The sequence below is a fragment of the Atopobium sp. BS2 genome (assembly GCF_000565075.1).
Taxonomy (GTDB): Bacteria; Actinomycetota; Coriobacteriia; order Coriobacteriales; family Atopobiaceae; genus Lancefieldella.
Map to the genome: position 1 here is coordinate 1 of NZ_JDFG01000032.1, position 1,579 is coordinate 1,579.

The 1,579-nt window shown below is 46.0% G+C and carries 1 protein-coding gene; it reads right to left on the minus strand.

What is annotated here, in order from left to right:
• Window positions 1-113: 113 nt before the first annotated feature.
• Window positions 114-1,579 (minus strand): glucosaminidase domain-containing protein (locus HMPREF1492_RS03765; protein ID WP_232215612.1); only part of this gene is annotated, 1,466 nt, incomplete at its 5' end.

Below are 1,579 nucleotides of genomic sequence, written 5' to 3' on the forward strand. Positions count from 1 at the left end.
ATAAAAATAACGTAGCAGCCATATAAACTGCTACGCTATAAAAGTCTAACTTTTGGGGGTCACATCATTTCTCGGAGCTCCTTTTTCGAAGACATTGTTGCAAGTAGTCTGGCTTATAGCTCGTTCATTACACGGACAAGCTTAACAGCGTAGTTCTTATCCATTGCCCACGTACCAGCAAGCTTACGGATAATGTTAGCCTTCTTAGCAAGAATCCATGCGCCATAGCGAGGGTCAACGTCTCTAGCCTTACTTGAATCAACTGTCAGTGGCTCATAACCTGCGTATGCACGAAGATGTAGTGCCTGTGCACGAAGTCCCTTAAGAACGGTATCGAACGAGAGTCCGCGCTCACCGTTTCCGGTTGCACCAAGACCACCAAAGTTGCACTGTTCAGGAAGGACATCGCCTCCAAAGCGGAGGTTACCCGTCTCAATCATGACCTGTGCATAAAGAAGCTCTGGGCGAACTCCCTCGTCAATTGCAGCCTGCCACAGCTGGTTGACAAAATCGGTTCCTGTTGCAGCGCCCTTCTCGGCATAAACAGCTGGATAAGCAGAACCGACGCGCTTGTTGAAATCTCTTTGGAGGTCCTCTTTAGAGACAAGAGGAGCTCCAAGAACGCTGGTACGATCAGAGAAATTACCGCGAGTTGGCTCAATTGGAGAACCGTCATCAGCTGGAGTGTTGTTAGCGTCTCTATTATCTCCACCGTTATTGCCGTCAACGTTTCCACCTCTACCGTTATTGGTATCAGTAGGTTTGATGTTAAGGACACCGCTTGCATCTGCATGTACAACACGACCATCTGAAAGCGTGATGTCTTGGTTGCGCAGCAGACCATAGCCCAAATCAAAGTAATAATATGACCCATTAATTGCCTGCAGGCCAATGAGTGCAGCGTGCTCATTTGTAGTTGGATCAAAGTACCAGGTCTTGCCATTTGGAAGCAGCTTCCAACCAGCGTAGAGAGAACCGTCTGGGTTGGCCCACGCCCAATTACCGTCACCATAATTTACCCAGCCGTCTTTAATGACACCGAAGTTAATGTCGGCGTAATAGTCCCTATTTTGGACCGTAAATTGACCAAGCTTTACAGCATTGTGAGTAGATGATGGATCTGCATAGAACGTCTTACCATCTGCAGTAGTAATCCAACCAGAAGCTGCAATTCCTTGAGCACCAAAATAGTGCCAGCCATCGGCGTCGTGAAGCCAACGATCTGTATACCTGAAGCCATTGTCGTCTGTATACATCCATCCGTTAGCAACTTGCTTCCAACCGGTAACTGTTCCTTCAGTTGCTTCAAAGTTCATCTGACGTGTAATTTCCTGTCCATCAGATGAAATGGCCTTAAGGTACAAAACATAATTACCAGTCATAGGAGGAACAAAAGAAATTGAAGTATCAGTGGTCTTATACGCAACAGTTGTCCAAGAACCATCTGGAGCTGTATAGCCAAAGGTAAAGGTTGCGCCTGTGACAACACCAGTTAAAACAGGTTTAACTGTAACTTTATTACCATTTTGAACAGCAGAAATACTGCTCATACTCCATGTTTCTTCAGTTGCTTCAAAGT